Source organism: Mesorhizobium sp. M0037, assembly GCF_040323635.1.
In the GTDB taxonomy this organism is placed as follows: Bacteria; Pseudomonadota; Alphaproteobacteria; order Rhizobiales; family Rhizobiaceae; genus Mesorhizobium.
Window position 1 is genome coordinate 17194 of the sequence record NZ_JAMYVB010000004.1, and the last position, 21637, is coordinate 38830.

The following is a 21637-nucleotide window of genomic DNA, read 5'->3' on the forward strand; positions in this document are numbered from 1 at the left end:
GAAAACCGCCGACATCCTAGCCGGGAAGCTTTGGCCAACACCAGCCGCCATGCGCGCCAAAACAAAAGGCCGCAACGGGCGAACCGGCTGCGGCCTTGTGGCGAACGTCTGCGTTCAGTAATCAGGCGGGCTGCAGATTGCCCGACAGCGCCAGGTCGGCTTCCTCGGACAATGTGCCGGCCATGGCGGCGGCGAACTTGGTCTGGTCGAGTTCGCCTTCCCAGCGCGCCACAACGATCGTCGCCACTGCATTGCCGACGAAATTGGTCAGCGCTCGGCATTCCGACATGAAGCGGTCGACGCCGAGGATCAGTGCCATGCCGGCAACGGGTACCGTAGGCACGACAGAGAGCGTGGCGGCCAGCGTGATAAAGCCGGCGCCGGTGATGCCGGCGGCACCCTTGGAGCTCAGCATGGCAACCAGCAGCAGCAGGATCTGGTCGCCATAGGTGAGCGGCGTGTCGGTCGCCTGGGCGATGAACAGCGCCGCCAGCGTCATGTAGATGTTGGTGCCGTCGAGGTTGAAGGAGTAGCCGGTCGGGATGACCAGCCCGACCACCGAGCGGTTGCAGCCGGCGCGCTCCATCTTGGCCATCAGGCCGGGAAGAGCGGCTTCCGAGGACGAGGTGCCGAGCACCAGCAGCAGCTCTTCCTTGATGTAGCGGATCAAGGCGAGGATCGAGAAGCCGTTGTACCAAGCGACAGCGCCGAGCACGACCAGCACGAAGAGCAGCGACGTCAGGTAGAAGGTGCCGATCAGAAAGGCGAGGTTGGCAATCGCGCCGATGCCGTATTTGCCGACGGTGAAGGCCATGGCGCCGAAGGCGCCGATAGGGGCGGCCTTCATCAGGATGGCGACCAGGCGGAAGATAGGCGAGGTCAGCGCCTGCAGGAAATCGACGACCGGGCGGCCGCGCTCGCCGACCAGAGCGAGAGAGATGCCGAACAGCACCGAGAAGAACAGCACTTGCAGAATGTCGCCTTGCGCGAAGGCGCCGGTGATGGTGTCGGGGATGATGTTGAGCAGGAAGCCGACGATGGTCGTGTCATGCGCCTTCTCGGTGAAGGTGGCGACCTTCGAGGGGTCGAGCGTCGCCGCATTGATGTGCATGCCGGCGCCCGGTTGGACGACGTTGGAGACGACCATGCCGACGACCAGCGCCAGGGTCGAAAAGACCAGGAAATAGATCATCGCCTTGCCGGCGACGCGGCCAACCTTTTTCAGGTCGGAGACGCCGGCAATGCCGGTGGTCACCGTCAGGAAGATGACCGGCGCGATCACCATCTTGACCAGCTTGATGAAGGCATCGCCGAGCGGCTTCAGCGAAGCACCGAGTTCGGGATAGAAATGACCGAGCAGCACGCCGGCGGCGATCGCCGTCAGGACCTGCACGTAGAGATGACGGTAAAAGGGTAGCTTGCCGCGCGGTTCGGCGGCAGCGAATGCTGGCTGCATGACGTCCTCCATGGCGCCCCGATCGAAAGCTCGACCTCCCGGGGCAGTTGTTTTCCGCAGCCTTGCGACTGCTGTATTGGTCACTGCAACTGCCGTGCCAGACTGTGCGGCATACCGCAGCCATTGATTTTGTTGGGTATTCGTCCGATCGAGGCTGCTGCCGCTCAACGCAAGTGCGGACATCCGCATGACTGAATTGTGCTTTGTGCGAAATCATGCACAAATAGGGAATGCTGCAACGCCCTGCCGCGGTCCTGTCGCCGACGCCCGAGCAACTCGGCAAACGCGCGCGTCGCGCCTGGCTGCTGTTTGCGGCGATCGCGCTGGTGATCGTTGCCACGGCGCTCACCGGCGCCGGCCTCTACGCGCGCCGCGCCGAGGTCGCGGCACTGGCGGCGCAAGGCCGCACCGATGCCAATCTGAAGGTTGCGTTGCTGCGCGCCGTGCTGGAAAGCCCGCGGGCGCTGCCGCTGCTCTTGTCCGAGGACCAGCAGGTGCATGACGCCCTGCAGAACAAGGGCGCTGTCACGATCGACGTGCTCAACCGCAAGCTCGAAGGGCTGGTCTCCGGCACCAAGGCTTCGGTGCTTTACGTCACCGGCGTCGACGGGTTTGCGATCGCCTCCAGCAACTGGCGCGAAACAACCAGCTTCGTCGGCAACGACTATGGTTTCCGCGCCTATTTCTCCGGCGCCATGCAATCGAGAACGGCCGAATATTTTGCGCTGGGCAACATCAGCAAGCGCCCGGGCCTCTATATTTCGCGTCGCGTCGGCAATGCGGCGGCACCGCTCGGCGTCGTCGTCGTTAAGATGGAATTCGACCAGCTTGAAGCCGACTGGCATGAGGCCAACCGGCCGGCCTATGTCAGCGACGACCACGGCGTCGTGCTGATCACCAGCGTGCCGTCCTGGCGCTTCATGACCACCGCGCCGCTGACCGGCCCGGTGGCTGCCGCCATCCGGAGCAGCCAGCAATTCGGCAACGCGCCGCTGATCCCCTTGCCGATCACACGCCCCGAGGCATTGAGCCCTGACGTGTCGATGGTGCATGCGATAACACCGGGCGGCAGCGATGCCGAATATCTCAGGCTTTCGACACTGGTCCAATCGACGCCATGGCGGCTCGATTATCTCGTGCCGGTCGAAGCGCCGATCGCGGCTGCGGTGCGTGAGATGCGGCTGCTGGCGCTGGGCGTTGTGGTGCCGTTGCTGGCGCTGGCCGGCTACCTCCTGTGGCGCCGTCAGTCGGCGCAGATGCGCATCGCCGCCGAACAGGCAGCGCGCATCGAGCTCGAGCGCCGCGTCGTCGAGCGTACGCATGACCTCAGCCTGGCTCGCGACCGGCTGCAGGCCGAGATCACCGATCACCGCAGCACCGAAGCCAAGCTGCAGGTCATGCAGCAGGAATTGGTGCAGGCCAACCGTCTTGCTACCCTCGGCCAGGTTGCCGCCGGCGTCGCGCATGAGATCAACCAGCCGGTGGCGACCATCCGCGCCTATGCCGACAATGCGCGTGTGTTCCTGGAGCGCAAGCAGACCGCCTCGGCCGAGGAGAACCTTGGAGCGATTGCCGCGCTGACCGAGCGCATCGGCGGCATCACCGAAGAGTTGAAGGTCTTTGCCCGCAAGGGGCGCACGGCAGCCGAACCGGTCGAACTGCGCGGCGTCATCGAGGGCGCCGTGGTGCTGCTCAGAAGCCGCTTTGCCGGCCGGCTGGACGCGCTCGATATCACGCTGCCGCCGGTAACGCTCAAGGTGATGGGCAACCGGCTGCGGCTCGAACAGGTGCTGATCAACCTGTTCCAGAATGCGCTGGAAGCGCTGGACGGGCGCGACGGCGCCAGGGTGCAGGTGTCGGCCCAGGAGACGGCCGACGGCGTGGCGCTTGCCGTCGCCGACAATGGGCCGGGCATTTCGCCTGCCATCCTCAAGTCATTGTTCACGCCGTTCAACACCTCGAAGGAAAAAGGCCTGGGGCTCGGCCTCGTCATCTCGCAGGACATCGTCGCCGATTATGGCGGGCGCATCGAGGTGGCGAGCGGCCAGGCCGGCACGCGCTTTACCATTCACCTCGCCAGGGCAGCATGATGGACACCGCACCGGTCGTATTGATCGACGACGACAGCGAATTGCTGAGGGCCACTCGGCAGACGCTGGAACTCGCTGGTTTTTCCGTCTCGGCCTTTGCGGTGGCGGCCGAGGCGCTGGCCGGGCTCGACGCCAATTTTCCCGGCGTGGTGGTGTCCGACATCCGCATGCCCGGCATTGACGGCCTGCAGCTCTTCGACCGCGTCTTGCAGCTTGATGCCGACATTCCGGTCATCCTGGTCACCGGGCATGGCGACATCGCGGTTGCGGTCAAGGCGATCAAGGATGGCGCCTACGACTTCATCACCAAGCCTTTCGCCGCCGACCGGCTGGCGCAAAGTGTGGCTCGGGCGGCGGAAAAGCGCCGGCTGGTGATGGAGAACCGCGCCTTGCGCGAAAGCGCCGAACAGGCGCAGGACGGCCTGCCGCTGATCGGGCAGACGCCGGCGATGCAGCGATTGCGCCGCACGCTGCGGCAAATCGCCGACACCGATGTCGACGTGCTGGTGACCGGCGAGACCGGCTCCGGCAAGGAGGTGGTGGCGAGCCTGCTGCACCGCTGGAGCCGCCGCGCCAAGGGCAATTTCGTGGCGCTGAATTGCGGCACGCTGCCGGACACGGTCATTGAAAGCGAGCTGTTCGGCCATGAGGCAGGCGCCTTCACCGGCGCACAGAAGAAGCGCATCGGCCGCATCGAGCATTCGAGCGGCGGCACGCTGTTCCTCGACGAGATCGAAAGCATGCCGGCCTCGACCCAGGTGCAGATGCTGCGGGTGCTGGAAATGCGCGAGGTGACGCCGCTCGGCACCAATGAAATCCGGCCGGTCGACCTGCGCGTCGTCGCCGCCGCCAAGGTCGATCTCGGCGATGCCAGCCGGCGCGGCGCCTTCCGCGAGGATCTCTACTACCGGCTCAATGTGGTGACGATCTCGATCCCGCCGCTGCGCGAACGCCGCGACGACGTCGCCCTGCTGTTCTTCTACTTCGCCGAGCGTGCAGCCGCCCGCTTCCGCCGGCAAATGCCAGCAGTGCCTGCCTCAGTGCACCGCCATCTGAGCCAGCACGACTGGCCGGGCAATGTGCGTGAACTCGCGCATTTCGCCGAGCGTTTCGTGCTGGGACTCGAGGAAGCGGCGCAAGCGCCACCTTCCGCCCCGGCGGAGCCGGATGACGCCAGCTCACTGCCGGAACGGCTGGAACGCTATGAAGCCAATGTCATCCGCGAGGCGCTTGGCCGGAATGACGGCGATGTCCGGCGCACGATTGAAGCGCTCGGCATTCCGCGCAAGACCTTCTACGACAAGCTGCAGCGGCACGGCATCGTGCGCAGCGATTTTTCCAGGTAATTCATTTTCCAGGTAATTCAGGCGTGTGGACCCGAAAGCAGGGTAGATTTTGTGAACCGGCGCAAAAAAACCGTGGCAAGTCGGCATCAGAAAGTGTTGAAGACCGCATCGGCGGCCTTCGGCACGGCGCGATCCGGTTGCGCTCGGCAGATGTTGATGATTTGTTGCCGGTCAGCGGAGAATGAATGATGCGAGAACCTGTCGGTCAAGATGAATATGGATCGACCAATCCGTTCGATCCGGACGATCTGACGAATTTGAACGCGATCGGCCCGGCCATGGGCGGCGGCAACGACTTCGAGAAATACGCCGTTGCCGTGATCATCGTCTTCGGCGCGCTGATCATTGGCGGGCTGATGGCCGCTTCCATGACCTTTGGTCACCGGAACGGCTTCCTGTTTGCGCTTGGCGGCGCAACCGCGGCCTGGATATCGGGCAATGCGCTGCTCCTCGACCGTCCCCGCATCTACGCGGCGTTCGTCGTGATCGCCGCGCTGATGCTCGTCGGGTCGACGCTTACGCTCGTCCTCTGATTAATCTCTTGTTTTGATCAGTAGCCAATCGCCTCGCCGGATGCGGCGCGGCTGTCGATGGCGCCGTTGTAGCGGGAGCCGCCGCCCTTCTCGATTTCCGCCAGGCTCTTGCCGCCGACAAGAATGCCGGCCGCCTGCCCCCAAGTAGAATCCGCGAGATCGAGGTGGTAGCCCATGCCGGCCAGCAGTTTTTCAGTGTCGGGCGACAGGCCGAAGGGTTCGACATAGATCGTGTCGGGCAGCCATTGATGGTGGATGCGCGATGCGTCGATCGCCTCCTGGATGTTCATGCCGTGGTCGATGACGTTGACGATGGCTTCCAGCGTGATGGTGATGATGCGCGAGCCGCCGGGGCTGCCGATAACCATGAACGGCTTGCCGTCCTTGGCGACGATAGTCGGGCTCATCGATGACAGCGGCGTCTTCTTCGGCTGGATAGCATTGGCCTCTCCCTGCACGAGACCGTAGAGGTTGGGCACGCCAGGCTTCTGGGTGAAATCATCCATCTCGTTGTTGAGCAGGATGCCGGTGCCGTCCGCGACCACGCCGGCGCCGAACGAGCCGTTCAGCGTATAAGTGACCGCGACCGCATTGCCGTCATCGTCGATGATCGAATAGTGCGTCGTTTCCTTCGACTCGCCGAAGCCCTTCGGCATCAAATCCTGCGAGACGCCGGCGCGGAACGGGTCGATCTTGTCGCGGATCTCCTTGGCGTAACCCTTGTCGAGCAGTTTCGAGACCGGATTGTCGACGAAATCTGGATCGCCGAGCGCCGAGTTGCGGTCCACATAGGCGTAACGCATCGCCTCGACCATGACATGCACCGTCTCGGCCGAGCCGGCGCCGAGATAGGACAGCGGGTAGCCCTCCAGCACGTTGAGGATTTCGCAGATGATAACGCCGCCGGAGCTTGGCGGCGGCGAGGACGTGATCTCATAGCCGCGATAGGTGCAGCTCACCGGTTTCAGCTCGCGTACCTTATATTGCTCGAAGTCTGCCTTGGCCAGAATGCCGCCCCTGGCGCCGCTCGCCTTGACGATGGCGTCGGCGATGGCGCCTTTGTAGAAGGCGTCGGCGCCTTTTTCGGAGATGGCGGCGAGCGAGGCTGCAAGATCGGGCTGGAGGAGACGCTCGCCGGCGCCATAGGGTTTGCCGTCCGGCTTCAGGAAGATGGCGGCGGCGGCAGGGTCCTTCGCCAGCCGTGCGGCATTGCTTGCGAATGAAGCAGCGTCGCCCTGGTCGAGGATGAAGCCATCCTTGGCATAGGCAATTGCCGGCGCCATCAAATCCTGGCGTGGCAGCGTGCCATATTTTTCACGAGCCATCTCGAACCCTGCCACGGAACCCGGTACGCCGACCGCAAGGTAGCCATCAAGGCTGGCGCCCTTCACCGGATTGCCGTCCTTGTCGAGATACATGATCTTGGTTGCCGCCAGCGGCGCGCGCTCGCGGAAATCGAGGAAGGTCGATTTGCCGTCCTTGAAGCGGATGGTCATGAACCCGCCACCGCCGATATTGCCGGCATTAGGGTAGACGACGGCGAGCGCATAGCCGACGGCGACCGCCGCATCGACGGCATTGCCGCCCTTCTTCAGCACCTCGACGCCGGCTTCCGACGCCAGATGCTGGGCAGTGACGACCATGCCGTGCTCGCCCTTCGCCGGTTGAGGCGAGGCGGCATGGAGCGCGCCGGATGGCGCGAGCGCAATTGCGAGCGAAAGGGTGACGCCAATCAGCGTCCGGCGGGTCAAGGGCATGGCGGTGCTCCAAGTGCGGTGTGCCTAGAAGAGCTACATGGAGCGGCCGAGTCCATCATCAATATGAGCGAACACATATTGGTGTTCGCCTGCCGGCAGAGGCAAGCTGATCTCCCCCCTGTGGTGGAGATTAGCCAATCTCAAACAATCCCGCCTGAACCGCCCACAACCGCCGGCCGTTCCGCCGCGACCTTCGCCCGGTAGCCCGCCGCGCGATATGCGGCGACTGGATCGATGGCGCCGCCTGTGTTCAGCCGCGCCATGGCAAGGATCGGCTCGACATCGGTGCGGTAGGCAGCTTTCAGAGTCTGCGTCGCCATCAGCGCATCATTGCCGTCTTGGAAACCCTCGAGCGCCTTGCGGTCGACCAGCAGCGCCTGCGCATAGGCGCGCTGCACCTCGACCGCCGACAGCATCAGGCTTTCGATCGGGTCGGTGACGTTGTGGCTCTGGTCGAGCATGTGGGCGGGATCGAAACCCTCGGCGCCGGAAAGCTCTGCATCAACCAGTTCGTTGAAGACCAGGAACAGCCGATAGGGATCGATCGAGCCGGCATCGAGATCGTCGTCGCCATACTTCGAATCGTTGAAATGGAAGCCGCCCAGTTTTTTGAACTGGATCAGCCGCGACACGATCATCTCGATGTTGACATTGGGCGCATGGTGGCCCAGGTCGACCAGGCAGAACGCCTTGTCGCCCAGCTCCTTGGCGATCATGTAATTGGTGCCCCAGTCCTGCACGACCGTGGAGTAGAAAGCCGGCTCGTACATTTTGTGTTCGGTGAACAGTTTCCAGTCGGCGGGCAGTCCGGCATAGATCTCCTTCATGGCGTCGAGATAGCGCTCGAAGGCTTTGGCGAAATTGACCTGGCCGGGGAAATTCGAGCCGTCGCCGATCCACACTGTCAGCGCCCTGGACCCCAGCGTCTTGCCGATCTCGATGCATTCGAGATTATGCTCGACGGCCTGGCGGCGCGTGCCGGCATCGGCATGCGAAAGCGAGCCGAATTTGTAGGAGAGCGTCTGATCCCTGGCGTCCGAAAAGGTGTTGGAGTTCATGGCGTCGAAGCCGAGGCCGAAGCGCGAGGCGGCCTGCTTCAGCCGGTTCGGATCGGCCTTGTCCCACGGGATGTGCAACGAGACGGTCGGTGTCGCCTGCGTCAGCTGGCTGATGACGGCGCAGTCCTCGATCTTGTCGAAAATGTCGCGCGGCTCGCCGGCGCCGGGAAAGCGGGCAAAGCGTGTGCCGCCGGTGCCGACGCCCCAGGACGGAATGGCGACGGCGAATTTCTCGACCTTGCCGCGGATGGCGTCGATGGCGATGCCGCGACGGTCGAGGCGTTCCCCGAGCGAGGCGTAGTCGCGTTCGAGGTCGGGTTTGCGCTGGGCGTTGTGGCTGGAGACGAGATCGGCGGCGATGATGGTTTCGGACAAGTGCTATTCCTCCCAATGCGTTCAGTCAGCGCTGCCCCTCATCCGGCCCTTCGGGCCACCTTCTCCCCGTATAGTGACGGGGAGAAGAGAAGCGCTCCGCCCTTAACTCAGCGCGTAAAGCTCTGCGCGTTGCCGGCGTCGACGTTGATGATGTTGCCGGTGGATTTGGCCGACATGTCGGACGCCAGGAAATAAATCGCTTCGGCAATGTCTTCCGGAAACACCGAGCGCTTCAGCATCGAGCGCGAGCGGTAGTGTTCTTCCAGATCGTCGGTCGACATCTTGTAGGCGGCGGCGCGCTGTTCCTTCCACTCGCCGGTCCAGATCTTCGAACCGCGCAGCACGGCGTCCGGATTCACGACATTGACCCGGATCTGGGCTTCCGCGCCTTCCAGCGCGAGGCAGCGGGCGAGATGGATTTCGGCGGCCTTGGCGGTGCAATAGGCGGCGGCGTTGGGTGACGCGGCAAGGCCGTTCTTGGAGGCGACGAAGACGACATTGCCGCCGATCTTCTGGGCGCGAAACAGCCGGAAGGCTTCGCGCGAGACCAGGAAATAGCCGGTCGACAATATGTCCATGTTCTTGTTCCACAGCGCCAGCGTTGTCTCCTCGATCGGCGCCGAGGAGGCGAGGCCTGCGTTGGAGATGAGAATATCAATGCCGCCGAACTCGACGGCTGTCTGGGCGAAGCCGGAAATCACCTGCTCCTCCGCGGTGACGTTGATCAGCACCGGCCGGACGAAGTCCTTGCCATAGGCTTTCGCCAGTTCGTCGTTGGCGTTGGCAAGTGCGGTCTCGTCGATATCGGCCAGCACGACGCAGGCGCCTTCGCGCAGCAGGCGATTGGCGGTGGCGCGGCCGATGCCGCCGGCGCCGCCGGTGACCAGCGCGATTTGGCCGGCGAGCGACTTCGGCTTCGGCATGCGCTGCAGCTTCAAATCCTCGAGCAGCCAGTATTCGATGTCGAAGGCCTCCTGCGCCGGCAGGCCGACATAGGACGAAACGGTCGAGGCCCCGCGCATGACATTGATGGCGTTGACGTAGAATTCGCCAGAGATGCGGGCGGTGGCCTTGTCGCCGGCGAAGGTGAACATGCCGACGCCGGGCATCAGGTAGACCACGGCGTTGGGGTCACGGATCGGGGGCGAGTCCGGATGCTTGCAGCTGTCGTAATAGGCCTGGTAGCCGACACGGTACTCAGCAATATCGTCGGCGAGGCGCGCAATCACGGCTTCGACGTCGGGCTTCGCTGGGTCGAACTCGATAACCAGCGGGCGGATTTTTGTGCGCAGGAAATGATCCGGGCATGAGGTACCGAGTGCCGCCAGCGGGCGCAAATCCCTGGAGTTGACGAATTCGAGCACAGCGGCGGAATCGTCGAAATGGCCGAGCTTGTGGCTCTTCTCCGAAATCAGGCCGCGGATCCTCGGCATCAGTCTCGCCGCGATGGCGCGGCGCTCAGCGGCGTCTAGCGATTTGACGACTTCGCCGCCGAAGATGGCGAGACCCTCGGAGCGGCGCTCGAACCATTCGATCGCCTGGTTGATGACCGAGATCGTCGTCTCATAGCACTCCTTGGGTGTGTCGCCCCAGGTGAACAAGCCGTGGCTTTCGAGGATGACGCCCTTGGCCTCGGGGTGTTCGACGCAGAATTTCTCCAGCCAGAGGCCAAGTTCGAAGCCCGGCCGCTTCCACGGCAGCCAGCCGATGGCGTCACCGAATATCTCCTTGGTCAACGCCTTGGAATCCTTGGCCGCGGCAATCGCGATAATGGCATCGGGATGCATGTGATCGACGAACGGCTTCGGCACATAGGCGTGCAGCGGCGTGTCGATCGAGGCCGCGCGCGGGTTGAGGTTGAAAGTGCAGTGGGGAAGATAGCCCACCATCTCGTCCTCATGCGCGACGCCACGATAGAGGCCTTTCAGCGCCTGCAGTTTGTCCATGTAGAGCGTGGCGAAACCGTCCAGTTTGATCGAGGCGCTGTCGCCGCCCGAGCCCTTGACCCATAGCACTTCGACTTCGGCGCCCGAGAGCGGGTCCTTCTGCCGGATCTTGGACGAGGTGTTGCCGCCGCCATAATTGGTGACACGCTTGTCGGAGCCGAGCGTGTTGGAGCGATAGACCAGAAGCTCAGGCTCGCTCAGCCCCTTGGCTTTCGCATCGTCCCAAAGGTTGGCAAGGCGCGAGCCGGAGCGCTTGTCGAGCATGATTATCCTCCCTGGGACGCAAAAGGCGCGGTCTATTTTGCCGGAAATGTCTACGCAAGCATCTCGGTTGTCAATCATAAACGATCAAGATCGATCATATTGCACTGCACAATGAAATTATATGAGCGGAAATGATTGACACTGGCGGTTTTCTAGTGCCTCATGACCATGCAGGGAGGAACCATGCACGAAAAAGAGCGCCACAGGATCATTCTGTCCGCCGTCCAGGAAAAGCCTGTGGTGACGGTGCAGGAGATGGTCGACCTGACGGACTCCTCCGAGGCGACGATCCGGCGCGATATCGCGGCTCTTCATGTGCAAAAGCGCCTGCGCCGCGTGCGCGGCGGCGCCGAAGCGATCTCGCCACCGCAGTTCATCGGCCTCGCCGGCCGGCCATTTTCCGTCAACGAAACGCTTAATGCTTCGCAGAAGCGCGCGATTGCGCGCGAAGCGGTGGAGCTGTGCAAGGACGGCGAGCCGATCATCATCAATGGCGGCACCACCACCTTCCAGATGGTGCATTTCCTGACCGGACGCCGCATGCCGATCTTCACCAATTCGTTCCCCATCGCCGAGCACCTGCTCAAGCATTCGAAGAACACCGTCATGCTGTCGGGCGGCACCATCTACCGCGAGCAGAACATCATCCTCTCGCCCTTCGACAATGACGTGACGCGCAATTTCTACGCGCGCCGCATGTTCATGGGCGCTCAAGGGCTGGGGCCACTTGGCCTGATGGAAGGCGACCCGCTGCTGATCCAGGCGGAGCAGAAACTGATCGACCAGGCCGACGAACTGGTGGTGCTGGTCGACTCATCGAAATTCCGCCAGCGCTCGAGCCTGATCCTGTGTGGGCTGAAGCGCATCGCCACCGTCATCACCGATGACGGCATCGAGGATCGCGAAGCCAACATGCTGGAGGCCGCGGGTGTGACGCTTATCGTCGCCCGCAAGTCGGCAAAGGAAGAATCCTCGCTGCAGGCCTGAGGCCAACCGCAGCGACGATGGAATGCAACGCTCAAGGGAGGAATACGATGAGCTTTCTGAAGAAATTGATGGTGACGGCCGCGTTCTCGGCCGCCATGTTCGTGAATGCCGCCTATGCCGAGAACGTCAAGATCGCGCTGGTGGTGAAGTCGCTCGGCAACGGCTTCTTCGACGCCGCCAACAAGGGTGCCGAAGAGGCGGCCAAGGAACTCGGCGATGTCGACATCATCTACACCGGCCCGACCAAGGCGACCGCCGAAGCACAGATCGAAGTGGTCAATTCGCTGATCGCGCAGAAGGTCAACGCCATTGCGATTTCGGCCAATGACGCCGACGCGCTGGTGCCGGTGCTGAAGAAGGCGATGGAGCGCGGCATCACCGTCATCTCGTGGGATTCGGGCGTCGCCACGGAAGGCCGCCAGCTGCACCTCAACCCGTCCGACACCGGCCTGATCGGCGAGACCATCATCAAGCTTGCCGCCGACTATCTGCCGGAAGGCGGCGAAGTCGCCATTCTGTCGGCTTCGTCGACCGCGACCAACCAGAACGCCTGGATCGACGCGGCCAAGAAGATCCTGCCGGAGAAATTCCCCAAGATCAAACTCGTCGCCACCGTCTATGGCGATGACGATTCGGCCAAGAGCACCGACGAAGCCAAGGGCCTGCTGAAATCCTATCCGAACCTCAAGGCGATCATCGCGCCGACCACCGTCGGCGTCGTTGCCGCTGCCCAGGTCGTCACCGACGCGAACCTGATCGGCAAGGTCAATGTCACCGGTCTCGCGCTGCCGTCGGAGTTCAAGAAGTTCATCGACAACGGTTCCAGCCAGGCGGTTGCCCTCTGGAATCCGATCGACCTCGGCTACTCCGCCGTCTACCTCGCTCATGATCTGGCGGTGAAGAAGGAAGAGGCAAAGCCGGGCGCAACGCTGTCGATCGGCCGCGTCGGCAAGGTCACGCTCGATGACAGCAACTCGGCTGCGATGGCTCCGCCCTTCCAGTTCGACAAGTCCAACATCGAAAAGTTCTCCAAGATCTATTGATCTCGGACGTCTCGGACCAAGCGCGGCGGGACCAAAATCCCGCCGCGACTTTAAACGGACCTTGTTTCAGGGCTTGATACGGATATGGACACGACAGCCCAGCACGGCATTGCGAAGGAGGAGCCCACGGGTCCTGCCCCGCGCCTGACGCTGTCCGGCGTCTCCAAAAGCTTTCCCGGCGTGCGCGCGCTGCACAATGTCAGCCTGTCGCTTTACCCCGGCCAGGTTACGGCGCTGATCGGTGAAAACGGCGCCGGCAAGTCGACGCTGGTCAAGATCATGACCGGCATCTACCAGCCGGACGCCGGCACGATCAGCATTGACGGCCAGGCCGTCACCCTGCCCAGCGCGCATGCCGCCTTCGGCCACGGCGTCACTGCCATTCATCAGGAAACCGTGCTGTTCGACGATCTGAGCGTCGCCGAAAACATTTTTCTCGGCCATGCGCCGCGCACGCGGCTAGGCACCATCGACTGGCGCACCATGCGAAAACACGCGCGCGAAGTGCTCGACACCATGCATGCCGGCCATATCGACGCCGATGCGCGGCTGAAAGACCTCGGCATCGCCAACAAGCATCTGGTAGCGGTTGCTCGCGCGATGTCGATCGATGCGCAGATCGTCATCATGGATGAGCCGACCGCAGCCCTTTCGATGAAGGAGATCGAGGAGCTTTTCCTGCTGATCGAATTCCTCAAGGAGGAAGGCAAGGCGATCCTGTTCATCAGCCACAAGTTCGACGAGATCTATCGGATCGCCGATCGCTACACCGTGTTCCGCGACGGCGAGATGGTTGGCGAGGGCCTTATCAAGGATGCCGGCCAGAGCCAGATCGTGCGCATGATGGTCGGCCGCTCGGTCGATCACATCTTTCCGCAACGCAACGCCGAGATCGGCGCGCCGGTGCTGTCGGTCGCTGGCCTTTCGCACCCGACCGAATTCAACGACATCGGCTTCGAACTGCACAAGGGCGAGATCCTCGGTTTCTACGGCCTTGTCGGCGCCGGGCGGTCAGAGGTGATGCAGGCGATATCGGGCATCACCCGCATATCGGGTGGAACGATCACGCTGGAAGGCAAGACGATCACGCCGAAATCGGCGGCGGATTCCATCGAAGCCGGCATCGTCTATGTGCCGGAAGAGCGCGGCAAGCAGGGCGTGGTGATCGGCCTGCCGATCTTCCAGAACGTCTCGCTGCCTTCGCTGAAGCGCACCTCCAAATCCGGCCTGCTGCGATTGTCGGAAGAATTCGCGCTCGCCCGCTCCTACACCGAGCGGCTTGACCTCAGGGCCTCCTCGCTCAGCCAGGATGTCGGCACGCTGTCGGGCGGCAACCAACAGAAGATCGTCATCGCGAAATGGCTGGCGACGGCGCCCAAGGTGATCATCCTGGATGAGCCGACCAAGGGCATCGACATCGGCTCCAAGGCCGCCGTGCACGGCTTCATGGCCGAGCTCGTCGCGCAGGGCCTGTCGGTGATCATGGTGTCGTCGGAACTGCCGGAGATTCTGGGCATGTCCGACCGCGTCGTCGTCATGCGCGAAGGGCTGGTTGCGGCGGTCTACGATAATAAGGGGCTGGACGCCGAAACGCTGGTCCGGACGGCAGCGGGGATCGCGGCATGAAGGCTCTCCTGAAATTCCGCGAGATCTGGCTGGCAGCGGCGATCGTCGCTTTGATTGCTCTGATCTCGACGCGCTTCCCGGCCTTTGCCGACCCCGGCAATCTCGCCCAGGTGTTCAACGACACCTCGATCCTGATGATCCTGGCGCTGGGACAGATGGTCGTCATCCTGACCCGCTCGATCGACCTGTCGATGGCCTCCAACCTGTGCTTCACCGGCATGGTGGTGGCGATGCTGAACGCCGCGCATCCGGCGATCCCGATCCCGCTGCTGATCGTCATTGCGCTGGCCGTCGGACTGGTGCTCGGCGCCATCAACGGCCTGCTGGTGTGGCGGCTGAACATCCCTTCGATCGTGGTGACATTGGGCACGCTCACCATCTATCGCGGCGCCACCTTCGTCCTGTCCGGCGGCGCATGGGTCAATGCCGACAAGATGAGCCCTGAGTTCATCGGCTTCCAGCGCGCAGCTTTCCTGGGCATTCCGGTTCTGTCCTGGATCGCCATACTGGTCATCGCGCTGTTCTTCGTGGTGATGACGCGAACCGCGCTTGGCCGTTCGATCTATGCCATCGGCGTCAACCCGACGGCGTCGGTCTATGCCGGCATCGATGTCGGCCGAACCAAATTCATCGTCTTCTGCATTTCCGGCATGATCGGCGGGCTCGCCGGTTATCTCTGGATTTCTCGTTATGTCATCGCCTCGGTCGAGGTCGCCAACGGCTATGAACTCAACATCATCGCCGCCTGCGTCATCGGCGGCATTTCGATTGCCGGCGGCATCGGCTCGGTCGGGGGCGCGGTGTTAGGGGCGCTGTTCCTCGGCATCATTTCCAACGCGCTGCCCGTCATCAACATCTCGCCCTTCTGGCAGATGGCGATTTCAGGCAGCGCCATCATCCTGGCCGTCGTGCTCAACGCGCGTGGCGAACGTCAGCAGGGGCGGATTATCCTGAGGAAAGCGGAGGCGGCATGACCGACACCCCCGCCCCGCGCCACATTCCCGACCGGCTCGACGAGCCGCTCTCTTCAGCGATCTTTTCCTGGGAAGCGCTGCTGGTCGTCGTGGCGGTCGCCATCTTCGCCATCAACAGCTTCGCATCGCCCTATTTCCTCGATGCCTATTCGCTGTCGGACCTGACCTTCAATTTCACCGAGAAAGGCCTGATCGCCTTCGCCATGGCGCTGCTGATCATTTCGGGCGAGATCGACCTGTCGGTCGCCGCCATCATCGCGCTCGCCTCGACCATGATGGGCATGGCGGTACAGGCCGGCGCCGACCCGCCGGTGCTGGTGGCTATCGGCATCGTCGTCGGGCTCGGTTGCGGCGCCTTCAACGGCCTGTTGGTGACGAGGCTCGGCCTGCCGTCCATCGTCGTTACCATCGGCACGATGAGCCTGTTTCGCGGCATTGCCTTCATCATCCTCGGTGACCAGGCCTACAAAGGCTATCCCGAGAGTTTTGCTTTCTTCGGCCAGGGCTATGTCTGGTGGGTGGTGTCGTTCGAACTGGTGCTCTTCCTCATCGCGGCCGTCGCCTACTGGTTCCTGCTGCATCGCACCAGCTTCGGCCGCCGTGTCTTTGCCATCGGCAACAATCCGGTCGCGGCACAGTTTTCCGGCGTTCGTGTCGGCCGCATCAAATTCATCCTGTTTTGCCTGACCGGGCTGATGGCCGGCATGGCCTCGGTGCTGATCACCTCGCGGCTCGGCTCGACGCGGCCGTCGATCGCGCAGGGCTATGAGCTTGAGGTCATCACCATGGTGGTGCTGGGCGGCGTCAGCATTCTGGGTGGCTCCGGCAGCATTGTTGGCGTCGTGCTCGCCGCCTTTATCATGGGGCTGGTGACCTTCGGCCTCGGCCTGCTCAACGTGCCCGGCATCGTCATGTCGATCTTCATCGGCCTGCTCTTGATCTTCGTCATCGCGCTGCCGATCGTCTGGCGGCGGCTGCGTTGTAACGGCTGATGCCTGAGAAATACGCCTTCAAGATGCAGCTCAAACCCGGCATGAAAGCCGAGTACAAAAAGCGCCACGATGAGATCTGGCCGTCGCTGGTGGCGCTGCTGAGAGAGGCCGGCGTCGCCGATTATTCGATCCATCTCGATGAAGACACCAACATCCTGTTCGGCGTGCTGTGGCGGCGCGACGACCATGGCATGGCCGACCTGCCGAAGCACCCGGTGATGCAGCGCTGGTGGGCGCACATGGCCGACATCATGGAGACCAGGCCGGACAACCAACCGGTGGCCATCCCCCTGGAAACAATGTTCCATATGGCATGAGTGCGCTGCGCCACATCGCCGTCATCGACATCGGCAAGACCAACGCCAAGGTGGCGCTGGTCGATCTCGTCACGCTGAGCGAGGTGGGGTTGCGCCGCATGGCGAACGCGCCGCTGCGACAAGCGCCCTATCCGCATCACGATGTCGAGGCGCTGTGGACGTTTATCCTCAACAGCCTTGCCAGCCTCGACCGCGAACAGCGTATCGACGCGATTTCGATCACCACGCATGGTGCGACCGGCGTGCTGGTCGACGCCTCGGGCGAGCTGGTGCTGCCTGTCCTAGACTATGAGTTCGATGGCCCCGACAGGTTGGCGGCGGAGTATGATGCTGTTCGTCCGCCCTTCGCCGAAACCGGTACACCGCGCCTGCCGGTCGGTCTCAATCTCGGCGCGCAATTCTTCTGGCTTGAGAAGCGTTTCCCCACCGAATTCGCCAAGGCCGCCGCGATGCTGATGTATCCGCAATACTGGGCGCTGCGCCTGACCGGCGTTGCCGCCAACGAGGTGACCTCGCTCGGCTGCCACACCGATCTGTGGAGCCCTTGGGAGGCGGACTTTTCCTCGATGGTCGACAGGCTGGATTGGCGCAGGCTGATGGCGCCGGTGCGGCCGGCCAGGGACCAGCTCGGCCCGATCCTGCCGGCGCTTGCCGCGCGCACCGGGCTCGATCCGCAGACCCCGGTATTCTGTGGCCTGCACGATTCCAACGCCTCCCTATTGCCGCATCTTCTGTCCGACGAGCCGCCCTTCTCGGTCGTCTCGACCGGCACCTGGGTGGTATCGATGGCGGTCGGCGGCAGAGAGATTGCGCTCGATGCTGCGCGCGACACGCTGGTCAATGTCAGCGCGCTTGGCGCTCCCGTCCCCTCGGCGCGGTTCATGGGTGGCCGCGAGTTTTCCCAGCTGACCAAGGACAAGCCGCAGGACTGCAGCGGCAGCGAGGTGCTGGCCGTTCTGACCGGAAAAATGCTGCTTTTACCTTCTACGCAGCAGGGATCGGGACCGTTCCCGCACCATGCCGCGGAATGGCTTGATGCCGACGGCATCAGCAAAGGCGAGCGATTCGCCGCCATTTCCTTCTATCTGGCACTGATGACGGCGACCTGCCTCGAGCTGATCGGCGCCGACGGCCCGACCACCGTGGAAGGACCGTTTGCTCGCAACCGGCTCTTTGTCGGCATGCTGGCGGCAGCGACCGCGCGCATCGTCATCGCCTCCGAGGCGGCCACCGGCACCAGCATCGGCGCGGCACTGCTCGCATCCGATCAGCCAGTGACGCACGGCAAGGGCGAAAGAATTGAGCCGCAGACCGACCCGGTCTGGGCGGCCTATGTCACCGCGTGGCGCGCGGCAGTCGACGCGCAAGGCTGATCACAAAATCCGCTTCCCAAAGGCCGACATGACGAAGTTGACGGCGTCGGCGCCGATCCGCGGCTCCAGACCGGCGGTCAGCCCGGAAACATCCATCGACAGCAGACCGCCGGACAGCGAGATCGCCTCCATTGCCTGATGCGTCTCGCGCACCGTCAGCCCGCCCGAGCCCGCAGCCCAGCCGGTAAATTCGGTCGCCGTCGGCGAATAGCTGACGTGAAAGCCCTGCGTGCCCGACGTCGCGATGCGGATCGCCTCATGCATGAGGTCGCGCATGCCCATGGCGTCGATGTCGGTCATGGTGAAGGCCGAGACACGCGAATCCTTGAGCACCCTTGCCTCCGCCGGATCGGCATGGCGCAGGCCCACGATGACGACATTTTCCGGCGACAGCTGCGGCTGCAGCGCGCCGGGCTTGTGATCGAGACCGAGCGCGCGGGCCAGCACCGAGACTTCAGGCATGTCTTCGGCCTCCTCGTCCTCGGGCATCAGGGCGGCGAGGGAATCGATCCAGATCAGGCCAAAGGAATGCGTCGCCCGCGCCGTTGCGGTCAGCGCCTTGTGGGCGATACGGCGATCTGCGCCGGCGGCGAGACGGACGAGGCCCGAGGGCGGCCGCTCGACGTCGGCGAGTTCGACCACGTCGAAATTCATTGCCTCCAGCCGCGCGCCGGTTCCCTCGCGGGCGATAATCCCGCCGGCTTCCGGTTCGGCCGAGATCGACACCATCTTGCGGCCGGAGAAATCCGCGACGTCGTGCATCGGCGCCTTCTCGACATATTCCGAGGTCATCGCCAGAAGCATGGCGCCATAATTCATGCGGAAGGCGACGCGGTCGCCGACGGTGGGTCGCGGATCGGCATCCTGCACATCGAGCAGCAGATGGTCGCTGGAAGCGCCGAGCACCCTCACCCCTTTGGCGATCGGCGTCAGCCCTTCCACCAGCACGTCCTCGCGGCCTATATTGGCGATGGCGCGCAGCCGGTCGCCCTCGTCGGCAAAGACCGGCTGGTTGCCGAAGGCGTCGTAGCCGGATGTGCCGATCGGCCGCGAAGGCTTGAGTTTGACCTCGATGATGTCGCTGGTCAGCCGGCAGGCATCGGGTTCGAGTTCGGGCCACGGCACGTCGCGAAAGGTTTCGACACCGCCTTGCAGGATCGCCTCGCCCACGCGCAGATTGTTGATGCCGGGCGGCAGCTTGCCTTCGAGCAGCAGCGTCAGCGATGACGAGGCGCCGCCGGAAATGAAGTCGAGGCTTTTGCCGGACAGGCGCTCAGTCTTGTAGGCATGGGCGACGAGTTGGCCAAGGTTCTCCGGGGTCGGCATTATGGCGCCGAAGCAGCCGAGATTGGTGCCGATGCCGGCGATGCGCACGCCCTTGAATTCCAGGATCTGCTCGACGGTGGGGATCAGGTCGCTTGGCCAGATGCCTTCGCGGAGATCGCCGAGATCGATCATCAGCATGATGTCGTGGACGCGGCCCATGCGCTCGGCAATGCGCGATATCTCGCGGATGGTGGTCAGTTCCGACTGCAGGCTGATGTCGACGGTGCGCACGACCTCCTCGACGCGCGCCATGGGCGGGCTGCGCAGCAGCATGACCGGCGCATTGATGCCGCTGTCGCGCAGCCGCCGAATGTTCTCAAAACGCGATTCCGCGATGCCGGCAACACCGCCGCGCAGCATGGCCCGCGCCACCTGCGGCATGCCGCATGTGCCCTTGGTGACACCGAATACCTTGATATCAGACAATGCGCAGCGTTCGACGATGGTGCGGGCGTTGCGCTCGATGCGGCCAAGGTCGATAGCGACTTGCGGTCCCGACATTTCGTCACTCAGGGTTTGTAGAATCTGTCAGTCAGATGCATCTTCCAGATCGTCGTACGATATTTGTCAAACTTTGCGCAGTGACGGTCTCAATGTTGGAAACCAGAGCAATTGTATGTGGGCACGTCTTTCGATCGGAGAGGCCGGTGACGCTGGTCGTTCATCATTTCGATGGTGAGTGGCAACTGACCTGCGGCGAACATGATCACCCCGCGGACTGCGGAGGTTTCGAAGTTATCGGTCTCGGCCATTTGACCGCCAGGCAGGAAAACTTGGCACAGATTGGCCAGCTTGAGCGCGGATGGCTTGCCGAATGGGTGCACGACGAATGGACTCGATGCCAACACGACGACTAGAGCTCCCTCAGTTCCCGTAGACCAGCCCTTGCGGGTCGATCTCCGGCTTGCGGCCGGCGACGAGGTCGGCCAGGAACTTGCCCGAGCCGCAGGCCATGGTCCAGCCGACATGGCCGTGGCCGGTGTCGAGGTAAAGGTTCTTGTATTTCGCCTTGCCGATGACCGGCACCGAGTTGGGCATCATCGGTCGCAGACCTGCCCACAACAGCGCCTTCTTCTCGTCGAAAGCGCCGGGGAAAAGGTCTTTGCCGGTGCTCAGCATGGACTTGAAGTCGCTGAGCTTGAAGCTGCGGTCGAAGCCGGTGAACTCGGCTGTCGAGGACATGCGCAGGCGGTTTCCGAGCCTGGAGTAACCAACCAGCCGGTCCTCGTCGGCGCCGCCCATGGTCGGTCCCTTGCTCTCGTCCTCCAGCGGGATGGTCGCGCTATAGCCTTTAACCGGATAGACGGGCAGGTCGATACCGTAGCGGCGGCCGATCAGGCCGCTCTCGGGGCCCATGGCGATGACGACGGCGTCGCCCGTCACCGGGCCGGCCGATGTCATGACCGCACGCACCCGATCGCCTTCTATGTCGAGCCCCTCGACCGTGGTGTCGAACAGGAATCTGACGCCGAGCTTTTCGGCGGCATAGGCGGCCAGCCCATCGACGAATATCCTGGAATCGCCGGTCTGGTCGATTGGCGAATAAACGCCGCCGGCGATCTTTTCCTTCACTCCGGCGAGCCCGGGCTCAAGTTCGACCAGCCGGTCGCGGCCGACGATCTCGATCTGCAGGCCATGCTTCGCCAGAAACTGGTAGTTGTCGGTGCCGGTGTCGAGACTGTGCTGCGAGCGGAAGAAATAAAGAATGCCCTTCTTGCGCTCGTCATAGTGGATGCCGGTGGCGTCGGAGAGCGCGTTGATGCAGTCGCGCGAATAGAGCGCCAGGCGCAGTTTGACCTGGCTGTTGGCGCGCAGGCGCGCCACCGTGCACTGGCGCAGGAAGCGCAGGCTCCAGGCGAGGAAATAGGGATCGAAGCGCAGCCTGACCTTGATGCCGAGATCATGGTTCCAGAGCGCGCGCAGGAAGGTCTTCAGCGCCGCCGGGGAGGCCCAGGCGGTGGCGTCGCCCGGCGACACCAGACCGGCATTGGACTGGCTGGTGCCGCGCGCCGGCGCCGGATGGCGCTCGATCACGGTGACCTCATGGCCGTCGGCGGCCAGATAATAGGCGGCCGCGGTACCGACAACGCCGGCTCCAAGCACCGTTATCTTCATGCCACCCCCTCTTCGCGGCACAGCGCCTCCACGCCGCACCGCCATTGCTTCAATAGCGC

General features: G+C 63.3%; 17 protein-coding genes. 11 read left to right on the top strand and 6 right to left on the bottom strand.

Going from position 1 to position 21637, the window contains the following annotated elements; all coding sequences use genetic code 11:
* Nucleotides 1–121 precede the first annotated feature (121 nt).
* Nucleotides 122–1456, bottom strand: a complete 1335-nt coding sequence (locus tag NKJ78_RS08650) for a dicarboxylate/amino acid:cation symporter (protein ID WP_023738229.1) — start codon at nt 1454–1456, stop codon at nt 122–124.
* Nucleotides 1457–1686: 230 nt separating this feature from the next.
* Between NKJ78_RS08650 and NKJ78_RS08655 the strand changes: the two genes are divergently transcribed.
* The 3 genes from NKJ78_RS08655 (at nt 1687) to NKJ78_RS08665 (ending at nt 5425) form a co-directional block, all read left to right on the top strand.
* Nucleotides 1687–3546, top strand: coding sequence for a sensor histidine kinase (locus NKJ78_RS08655; RefSeq protein ID WP_023738228.1), 1860 nt, complete (start codon nt 1687–1689; stop codon nt 3544–3546).
* Nucleotides 3543–4892 carry a sigma-54-dependent transcriptional regulator gene (locus tag NKJ78_RS08660; protein WP_023738227.1) on the top strand — a complete coding sequence of 450 codons (1350 nt, stop codon included), beginning with the start codon at nt 3543–3545 and terminating at the stop codon, nt 4890–4892. Before NKJ78_RS08655 ends, NKJ78_RS08660 begins: the two co-directional genes overlap by 4 nt.
* A gap of 185 nt (nt 4893–5077) precedes the next feature.
* Nucleotides 5078–5425, top strand: a complete 348-nt coding sequence (locus NKJ78_RS08665) for a hypothetical protein (RefSeq protein ID WP_032885862.1) — start codon at nt 5078–5080, stop codon at nt 5423–5425.
* Between the two features lie 17 nt (nt 5426–5442).
* Here NKJ78_RS08665 and ggt read toward each other — a convergent pair whose 3' ends face one another.
* The 3 genes from ggt to NKJ78_RS08680 form a co-directional block, all read right to left on the bottom strand.
* Complete coding sequence (gene ggt / locus NKJ78_RS08670) at nt 5443–7182, bottom strand: gamma-glutamyltransferase (RefSeq protein WP_352459163.1); 1740 nt, start codon at nt 7180–7182, stop codon at nt 5443–5445.
* A gap of 140 nt (nt 7183–7322) precedes the next feature.
* Nucleotides 7323–8615, bottom strand: a complete 1293-nt coding sequence (rhaI, locus tag NKJ78_RS08675) for an L-rhamnose catabolism isomerase (RefSeq protein WP_023726817.1) — start codon at nt 8613–8615, stop codon at nt 7323–7325.
* 107 nt (nt 8616–8722) lie between these two features.
* A complete protein-coding gene (locus NKJ78_RS08680) occupies nt 8723–10825 on the bottom strand; it encodes a bifunctional rhamnulose-1-phosphate aldolase/short-chain dehydrogenase (RefSeq protein WP_352459164.1) in 2103 nt (700 codons plus the stop codon).
* A 183-nt stretch (nt 10826–11008) separates the two neighbouring features.
* Here NKJ78_RS08680 and NKJ78_RS08685 point away from each other — a divergent pair, with 183 nt between their 5' ends.
* The 7 genes from NKJ78_RS08685 to NKJ78_RS08715 all read left to right on the top strand — a co-directional run bounded on the left by NKJ78_RS08685 (nt 11009) and on the right by NKJ78_RS08715 (nt 18137).
* On the top strand, nt 11009–11812 hold the full coding sequence (locus NKJ78_RS08685; RefSeq protein ID WP_023669662.1) for a DeoR/GlpR family DNA-binding transcription regulator: 804 nt from the start codon (nt 11009–11011) through the stop codon (nt 11810–11812).
* 47 nt (nt 11813–11859) lie between these two features.
* Nucleotides 11860–12855, top strand: coding sequence for a rhamnose ABC transporter substrate-binding protein (rhaS, locus tag NKJ78_RS08690; protein ID WP_352459165.1), 996 nt, complete (start codon nt 11860–11862; stop codon nt 12853–12855).
* Nucleotides 12856–12939: 84 nt separating this feature from the next.
* Nucleotides 12940–14481, top strand: coding sequence for a sugar ABC transporter ATP-binding protein (locus NKJ78_RS08695; protein WP_352459166.1), 1542 nt, complete (start codon nt 12940–12942; stop codon nt 14479–14481).
* The gene (locus tag NKJ78_RS08700) at nt 14478–15455 is read left to right on the top strand and encodes an ABC transporter permease (protein WP_023699531.1); all 978 of its coding nucleotides are present in this window, start codon (nt 14478–14480) and stop codon (nt 15453–15455) included. Before NKJ78_RS08695 ends, NKJ78_RS08700 begins: the two co-directional genes overlap by 4 nt.
* Nucleotides 15452–16447 (top strand): ABC transporter permease, encoded by a 996-nt coding sequence (locus NKJ78_RS08705; protein WP_352459167.1) that lies wholly within the window; start codon nt 15452–15454, stop codon nt 16445–16447. Before NKJ78_RS08700 ends, NKJ78_RS08705 begins: the two co-directional genes overlap by 4 nt.
* Entirely contained in the window at nt 16447–16764 is a 318-nt protein-coding gene (gene rhaM / locus NKJ78_RS08710) for an L-rhamnose mutarotase (RefSeq protein WP_023681927.1), read from the top strand. The genes NKJ78_RS08705 and rhaM overlap by 1 nt, the downstream gene beginning before the upstream one ends.
* Nucleotides 16761–18137: an FGGY-family carbohydrate kinase gene (locus NKJ78_RS08715; protein ID WP_023711395.1), complete on the top strand. Its 1377-nt coding sequence runs from the start codon at nt 16761–16763 to the stop codon at nt 18135–18137. The genes rhaM and NKJ78_RS08715 overlap by 4 nt, the downstream gene beginning before the upstream one ends.
* On the opposite strand, the gene NKJ78_RS08720 is transcribed toward NKJ78_RS08715, so the two are convergent.
* On the bottom strand, nt 18138–19964 hold the full coding sequence (locus NKJ78_RS08720) for an alanine racemase (protein ID WP_023711396.1): 1827 nt from the start codon (nt 19962–19964) through the stop codon (nt 18138–18140).
* Nucleotides 19965–20110: 146 nt separating this feature from the next.
* Here NKJ78_RS08720 and NKJ78_RS08725 point away from each other — a divergent pair, with 146 nt between their 5' ends.
* Nucleotides 20111–20320, top strand: coding sequence for a hypothetical protein (locus tag NKJ78_RS08725; protein WP_023688670.1), 210 nt, complete (start codon nt 20111–20113; stop codon nt 20318–20320).
* 7 nt (nt 20321–20327) lie between these two features.
* Here NKJ78_RS08725 and NKJ78_RS08730 read toward each other — a convergent pair whose 3' ends face one another.
* Nucleotides 20328–21578, bottom strand: coding sequence for a D-amino acid dehydrogenase (locus NKJ78_RS08730; RefSeq protein WP_023688671.1), 1251 nt, complete (start codon nt 21576–21578; stop codon nt 20328–20330).
* Nucleotides 21579–21637 lie beyond the last annotated feature (59 nt).